Below are 7,601 nucleotides of genomic sequence, written 5' to 3'. Positions count from 1 at the left end.
GCTTGCGCGGCCTTTCTGCCGTCTGATCCCTTGATCGAATGCGCTCTTCTCGGCAGGACAGCGTGCCTTGATCTCGACGAGGCAGTAACCCTCTGTGGCGGGCAGCGGCTGGGCGCCACGCACCAACGGCCATGAGCGGACGTCGGGCGAGCCGCTGCCGTGCTGTCCCGGCCTACTGGTCGACAGTGAAGATGACGGCCCGTCCGGCGGCTGCGGTCTTGCGGTAGAAGTCGCGTACCTGCGTGAACCAGTACCAGGTGTACTCGAAGTCCTCATCGCTGAGCTCACCCTGATAGTCCGTGGGGTCGATGCGGTCGTAGCGCTGCCGCATCCACGCCTCGTCCACAGCTTCGAGCGCCGCGGCCACCTGGACCACCTCATTGGCCGGCACATGGGTCACGACGTAATCGTCGCCCTCGTGATGGTTGCCGACGCCGAGTACGGTCATGTCGAGCGGGGACAGGCCCCGGCCACTGCCGAGGGTTCCGTCGCTGAGGCACCGGTGCATGGCGTCCCACGCCTTGTCCGTCTCGCAGTCCAGCGGCTCACCGTCCCAGTCGCCCATCTCGATCTCCTCGACGAGCGCTCGGACCTCGTCGTCATCGCGGGTCGCCATCAGCGCGGCTTCCTGGTCGCCTGTGAGCGCGAAGAACATCCCTCGACATGCCACGGCCGCACGGTACCCGAATCGGTCAGCGGTGCACGCACGCAGGTTAACGTCAAGATCGACACGCCGATCCGGCAGGGCAACATGCGGTGGAGGCACGCACTTTCGCGGCATGTGCGTGCATCCGATCAAGCGCACTGCCCTCACGTCGAGAAGGGGTGCGAGGGCCGCCGACTGGGTGCCACATACAATTCGATCATGACCGTTGCGGGCCTTGCTAGCGAGGATCGCTCCTCGGGCCGTTAGTTGCCTTGCACCTCAGACTCGGGTTCGTCGAGGTGGGAAGGATCGAACTCCGGCTGGCGACGCCGATCAATCGTCCCGTTCGAGGCACCGTCTTGTTGGGTTGCGGCGATGGTGGCTCATGACCATGATCGGCATGTGGTTCCGCTGGAGGTTGACGTCGCCCGGGTCGTGGCGCTGGCGCGTGAGGTGTGCGCGGCAGCGCATGTCGAAGGGTGGCTGACGTTGCCCGCTGCGACGTCGTCGGCGCTGCAGCAGGCAGTTCGGCAACTCGCTGACGTGCTCGACACGTCGGACGCACGGCAGGGTGTACCGACCATGGACGACCTGCTGTCGTTCGCATCCACGATCGACGACGACGGCGACCGGGCGTCGGCGCTTGCCGACCTTGTGCCCTACGTCGACGAGGCCCAGCTGTCGCGGCTGCTCGCCGCCGGGCACACGATCGACGACGAGTACCAGCGGTGCAGGGTGTTCGCGGCGGTCGCGCCGCGCGTCTCGGCGCCCCAACTGGCCGGCATCCTCACCGTCGTCCACGGATTCGAGTCCTCCAGGAACCGCATGCTCGGGCTGCGGGCACTGCTGCCGCACGTCACCGACACCGACCGGGACGTGGTCATCAATTCGGCCCTGAACGCGATCGACGAGAACGGCGAGTTCTACTTCACGGCGGGGACGCTCGAACACCTCGCGCCGCACTTGACCCCGGCCCAGACCGACCGGGCACTCACCGCAGTGGGCCGGTCGGTGACCAGCGAGGCCGACCAATCGAATCTCCTGACCAGGTTCGCATCGCTGCGGCCGCCTGCGTGGTGGCGTGACGCAGTGGCCGCGGCGGCCGCCATCGAAGAACAGATCCTGCGCGCGGCCACGCTGATCGGCCTCGCGCAGCGGGCGCCCGCCGAGCACCTCGACGCGGTACTCGACGCAACCCACGCCATCGACGCCGCCGGCACCCGGGCCCACGCGCTGGCCGAAGTCGCACCGTACCTGCACGGACACCAACGTGCCGCAGCGATCGACGCCGCCATCGACGCCCTGCTCCGCGCGCCGGTCGACGACTCGTCGCGAGGCACAGGATTCCATCGGTTGCTCCCGCTGCTCGACCAGGACCAGATCGCCGCGGTCCTCGATCATGATGCCCGCAGCCCGGACACGACCGGCTGGTCATTGGTGGCGGCGGCGCCGTACGCCGGCCCGCAGCACCTGGCCGCGGCGCTGGCCGCCACGATCGCACCGGACCGGCTTGGTGGCCCACTGACCAACGTCCCGTTGACGCTGCGCTACGAGTTCGGCAAGCTCGTCGAGCACCTGCCGGTCGACCAGCAGAACGCGGCGGCGCTGAGCGGTCTCTCGTTGCGCGGCCAGCTCGGCGACTTCGCCTGGAGCGGCCGCCTGCAGAGCCTGGCCGCGTACCTCACGCCGGTGCAGCTGGACCAGCTCCTAGCCTCGATGAACGCGCTCAAGGCCGCCGCGGCCGGCACCGCGATCGCCAATCTGGCCGCCCACCTTGCCCCCGGCCAGTTCGACACCGCGTTGACCACGATCCTTGCCATCGACGTCGAACACAGCCGAGGCATCGCCCTTGCCGGCATCGCCCCGTTGCTGACCGACGACGCTCACCTCGAGCGGCTCGTCGCCGCCGTGCTCGACCTGCATGATCCGGAGACCCTCGTCGGCACCGTCGCCGCGGTCCTGCCGCACACCTCCGCCGCGCAGCAGGCGCTGCTCGGCCTGACCGCGCTGCATGCCGCCACCGCCATCGACGACCCCGACAGCCGCGCCGGCGCCTTGCTCACACTGGCCGCGGCGGATCCGGGCCGCCGCGACGCCGCGCTGGCTCGCGCCTTCAACGCGATGACCACCATGACCGACGCGACCGCCCAGGTCTGCGTTCTTGAGCGCATCGTCGCACTCATTACCGCAGCACCTCAACCACACTGAACGGCACAGAACGCAGCCAATGGCTGATCAGTGCCAGATCGGGGTCGTTCTCGGTGGATGGAACACCCGCCCGATGCCTGAAGCCCAGATCGAGCGGGTGTTCCTGTCGGCTGTCTACCGGCCGGGGTGGATCGGCTCGACCATCGCCCTAATCATGTCCGCCCGATGCTCCGATTCGGAGGATAGAAGGACGATGACAGCTCCGGCCACAACTACGCCGACGACGGCAAGACGAGCCAACGGCGACAGGCCCGACTGAACGTTTTCGATCTCCACGACGGTCTCCTAACGACGCTTCTGAGACCGAGCTGGAGACGAGCAGGACTCAGCTCGGCCACCTATGGGCCAATGACTGAGGTCCCGCTTTGACTGGGCGGAAACCTTGCATTGCTCTGACCACGCGCTGTGTAGGTACCGCTATGTATTTGCTCGTGTTCCGTCTGGTCTCTTCTATAGAAGGCTCGTTCGGTAGTCGGCACCGAAGGTCGCCGCAAACATTGACCAGAGGGTCAGACGCCACCCCGAGGGATGGCAGTTGTCGGACAGCCTACCCGACCACCACGACCACTGCTGCGAAGGCACCCCAGCCGGCTGAGCAGTCAGTCGCCGAGTCGGATGACGGGGATACGTTGAGTGACCGCGGCGATGGCGACTGCGCAGGCGCACTCTCGCCCGGATGGTCGATTGCACTCAACTCGGCAGTTGCGGACGGCCTCGGCTCGACCGGGCGCCAGACGTTCCGAATCGGACCCTACGAATCGGAGAGGACCTGACCGTCATGTACCGCCACGACCATCTTGACCGCGACGCGGACGACGACCTCGGCCACGAGGAACTCCTCGAATCCCTCGTCACCGACCTGCTCGCCAGCGACACGCTTGAGCAGCTGTGCACCGACGCCGACCTGCCCATCCTCGTCGCCAGCGGCGGCGACCCGGTCACCCTGACCGCCCGCACCTACCGCGACGCCGGAGTGCTCACCATGAACTGCGGCATCTACCTGGAACTGTCCGACGGCAGCGCGTTCGGTCTGACCGTCACCGTGTCCCGCCGCCCGAGCACCGAGGTCACCCTGCGCCACTGACCCATCCCAAACCCTCTACCGGCGCCCATTCGACTTGATCAGTACGGCCGGGGCGGGTTGCATCGTCGCGCCGACCCCGGCCCGCGCCGTCGACCTGTACCCCGGACACCGCACCACCGGCGACCCGCCACAGGGCTCGCCGCACGCCACCCTGCACCACCGGGTGTGGTCGCCCCATCTGCCCCGGCCTGACGGCCGAGGCAGGGTCGGCGCCCTGCCCGTCTCCGCTGTGCGGTACCCACCGCCCGCGCATCCGGAGACGGATGCGCGGGCCCGACCCGTGAATCGAGGCACCCATGTCCACACCAACCCCAGCAACCCCACCGGCCAGCCTGACCGGCTCGGGTTCGAGCGGGACCGCCGCCGCACCCGCCCCCGAGGCGGGTCCTGCGGCGAGCCCGGCGCCGGCCGCAAACCGCCCCGGCTACCTGTACCGCAAGGTCGCCCTCCACCTGGTCGAGCACTCCGAAGACCTCCTCAAGGTCGGGGAGATCACCAGGGCCCTCGAGGTGCCGTCCTCCGGGGCGGTGTTCGAAGTGCTCAAGAAGATGGCCGCCGTCGGGTATGCCACCCACCATCGCGACCCGCACCGGTTCCAGATCACCCAGGCCGGCATCGACGCCGCCGGCACCATGCCGCCTGCCGCGTCCCGCACCGCCGGCGGCGGTGGTGGCGGGGCCGCGCGCACGGGGCGGCGCAGCCCGGTCACCCGGCCCAACGGCGAGTTGTACTTCCCCCGCAGACTCGCCGGTGCCACCGATGTCGACGTGCTGCGCCGCCTGCGGGACAAGCGCATCCCGGTGCTGCTGTATGGGCCGCCCGGGACCGGCAAGACCGCCATGATCGAAGCGGGTTTCGACGACCTGCTCACCGTCACCGGCACCGGCGACACCGTCGTGGAGGACTTCCTCGGCAACTTCATCCCGCTGCCCGACGGCGGCTACGAGTTCGTGTACGGCCCGCTCGTGCAGGCGATGCGGCAAGGCCGGGCCCTGCTCATCGATGACGCCACCCTCATCCCGCCCAAGGTCCTCGCCGTGCTGTACCCGGCGATGGACGGCCGCCGGGTCATCCACATCCCCGGCTACCGCAACGAACGCGTCGAAGCCGCCGACGGTTTCTACGTCATCGCCGGGCACAACCCCGGCGTCCACGGCGCCATCCTCACCGAAGCCCTCGCGTCCCGGTTCGACGTGCACATCGAGGTCACCACCGACTTCGACCTCGCCAAACACCTCGGCGTCCCCGCCGCGGCGATCACCGCCGCAAAGACCCTCAACGCCGACCTCGCCGCTGGCAACGTCACCTGGGCGCCGCAGCTACGGGAACTGCTCGGCTTCACCCGCGTCCGCAAGGCCCTCGGCCTGAGCGCCGCGATCGCCAACCTCGCCGGCCGCGCCCCCGAAGACGACCGGGCCGCCGTCATCAAGGCCCTGTCGGAGGCGTTCGGCACCACCGTCACCGCGCTGACCCTCGGCAACCAGCGCTAACCCGCACGTCCGGAAAGGAGCCAACCGTCATGCCGTATCCCAGCAGCCACCTGCACCCGGAACCGTTCACTGCAGCCCACCCCGACTGGGCCGAGTGGGACCGGGCCTGGACCCGCCACATCGCCAAACTGACCGGCCGCACCGACCTGACCGTCATCGTCGCCCCCGGCGCCGGCGGCGGCGCACCCGCCTGCTTCTACCCGGCCACCGGCCGGGTCGAGGTCGACGCCATCCACATCGGCGCACCCGACGCCACCAACCCGCGCCGCGCCGCGCACAAGAAGCTCGTCCCCACCGCCTACGGGCTGCTCGTCCACGAAGCCGCCCACGCCACCCACAGCCGTTGGAGCACCCCACCCGGCACCCCAGCTGTCGTTGTCGCCGTCGCCGACCTGCTCGAAGAGTCCCGCGCCGAGGGCAGGCAACGCGCGCGCCGCCGCGGCGACCGCCGCTGGCTACGCCACACCGTGCAGACCCTGATCACCCCCGAGGACGCGCCGGTCGACGACGCCTGGCACGCCGCCCAGCTCGCCGGTCTGCTCCTGGCCCGCGCCGACGCCCGCATCCTCACCGGCAAGGACGTCAAAGCCGTCCGCGCCGCAGCGGCCGGTGTCCTCGGCCGCAAACTGCTCACGCAGCTACGCGACATCTGGCGCCAGGCCCACACGGTCGACGACACCGATGCCCAGACGATGATGGACCTGGCATGGCGGTGGTGCCGACTCCTCAGCATCGACCCCACCCGGCAACCGGACACACCGACCGCGGACGAAGGCGCGTTCGCCGGTGCGCTCGCCGACGCGATCGGTGACTTCCTCGCCATCGCCGCCGGACTCACACCCGCCGCATACGCCGCGCACCGCATCGCCGAGCAGCACGGCGCACCGGCCTCCTGGACGCTGCGCGACCCCACCGATGCCGAGCAGCACGCCGCCCGCCGACTCGCCGCCCGCCTGCGCCAGGCCCGCACCAGCAGCCTCGAGCCGGCGACGCGGCCATCGGCGATCCCACCCGGCCGGCTACGGGCCCGCGCCGCGATCACCGCCGACGCCCAGCGCACCGCCGGGCAGATACCGTCCGCGCAACCGTGGCAGCAACGCGCCACCCTGCCTCCGCACAAACCCGCCCTCCGGCTCGCCGTGCTGGTCGACGTCTCCGGCTCCATGACGGCGTTCGCCGAGCCGATGTCATCGGCCGCATGGATCCTGGCCAACGCCGCCCGGCGCACCGACGCCACCGTCGCCACCATCGCGTTCGGCGAAACCGTCACCCTGCTCGTCCCGCCACACCACAAACCCGCGCAGGTGCAACAGATGCAGGTCCACGACAGCTACGAGCGGTTCACCGACGCGGTCAAACTCGCCGACCACCTACTCCAATCGCGCCACCGCGGCCACGTGCGGATGCTCGCCGTCGTCTCCGACGGCTGTTTCGGCGAGCACATCGAGCCCGCGCAACGCCTCATCACCACCCTGACCCGGTCCGGCTGCGCGGTGCTGTGGGCCTACCCGGGCAACGACCCGTTCTGCCACACCTACGAGCACACGACCACCGTGGCCGTCACCAACCCGGTCGAGGCGATCGACATCATCGCCAACGCTGCCGTCACCGCACTCACCCAGGCATAGCCAACGACCCCGGCAGGCCCGGCGCAACGTCCCAGGAGCCGGCAGCCACCGAACCATCACAAGACCACGATCGGCGTGCACCGGCGGCGCTTGACCGCCGAGGTATTGCGAGGCATGAATTCACTGCGTCACCAGCAGCTACGCACAACCTCACGCGACACCGATCGCCAGCCGTCACGAAATGGACAATCGCAATGAAGATGATTGGCATCGACGAACACGTCTACGCGGCGCTTCGATCCCGCAGAGTCACCGGCGAGACGCTCAACGCCGTCCTACGGCACCTGCTGGAGATCCCAGGGACGGCCACCGAAGACTCGGAGACGCCCAGAGGGCAACTCCTCCTGCTCGTCCGCGCCGGCCTGCTACACACCGGCCAGCAGCTCACCTGGGAACGGCGAAACCTTCGGCAGCGCCACACCGCCACCGTCGACGAGACCGGGTGGCTCGTCCTCGCCGACGGGCGACGACAAGCAACGCCCAACATGGCCGCCACCGTCATTGCCGGCTACCCCTGCCTCGGCTGGCGAGCCTGGCGCACCGAC

The 7,601-nt window shown here is 69.5% G+C and carries 7 protein-coding genes; 5 read left to right on the top strand and 2 right to left on the bottom strand.

Annotated elements, in window-relative coordinates; genetic code table 11:
* Positions 1-172 precede the first annotated feature (172 nt).
* A complete protein-coding gene (locus ABZS66_RS59190) occupies positions 173-670 on the bottom strand; it encodes a YfbM family protein (protein WP_354773401.1) in 498 nt (165 codons plus the stop codon).
* 378 nt (positions 671-1,048) lie between these two features.
* Here ABZS66_RS59190 and ABZS66_RS59185 point away from each other — a divergent pair, with 378 nt between their 5' ends.
* On the top strand, positions 1,049-2,854 hold the full coding sequence (locus ABZS66_RS59185; protein ID WP_354773399.1) for a hypothetical protein: 1,806 nt from the start codon (positions 1,049-1,051) through the stop codon (positions 2,852-2,854).
* Between the two features lie 114 nt (positions 2,855-2,968).
* Here the strand turns inward: ABZS66_RS59185 and ABZS66_RS59180 are convergent, their stop codons facing one another.
* The gene (locus ABZS66_RS59180; protein WP_354773397.1) at positions 2,969-3,130 is read right to left on the bottom strand and encodes a hypothetical protein; all 162 of its coding nucleotides are present in this window, start codon (positions 3,128-3,130) and stop codon (positions 2,969-2,971) included.
* Positions 3,131-3,632: 502 nt separating this feature from the next.
* On the opposite strand from ABZS66_RS59180, the gene ABZS66_RS59175 reads away from it, so the two are divergent.
* From ABZS66_RS59175 to ABZS66_RS59160, 4 genes are all read left to right on the top strand, one after another.
* Positions 3,633-3,938, top strand: a complete 306-nt coding sequence (locus ABZS66_RS59175) for a hypothetical protein (protein ID WP_354773395.1) — start codon at positions 3,633-3,635, stop codon at positions 3,936-3,938.
* Between the two features lie 296 nt (positions 3,939-4,234).
* The gene (locus ABZS66_RS59170) at positions 4,235-5,428 is read left to right on the top strand and encodes an AAA family ATPase (RefSeq protein ID WP_354773393.1); all 1,194 of its coding nucleotides are present in this window, start codon (positions 4,235-4,237) and stop codon (positions 5,426-5,428) included.
* 29 nt (positions 5,429-5,457) lie between these two features.
* Positions 5,458-7,056 carry a vWA domain-containing protein gene (locus ABZS66_RS59165; protein WP_354773391.1) on the top strand — a complete coding sequence of 533 codons (1,599 nt, stop codon included), beginning with the start codon at positions 5,458-5,460 and terminating at the stop codon, positions 7,054-7,056.
* 194 nt (positions 7,057-7,250) lie between these two features.
* Positions 7,251-7,601 (top strand): hypothetical protein (locus tag ABZS66_RS59160; protein ID WP_354773389.1); only part of this gene is annotated, 351 nt, incomplete at its 3' end.

Source organism: Dactylosporangium sp. NPDC005572 (assembly GCF_040605515.1).
GTDB lineage: Bacteria > Actinomycetota > Actinomycetes > Mycobacteriales > Micromonosporaceae > Dactylosporangium.
Note: the sequence above shows the minus strand (reverse complement) of the source record. Positions and strands in the feature narration are given on the sequence as shown.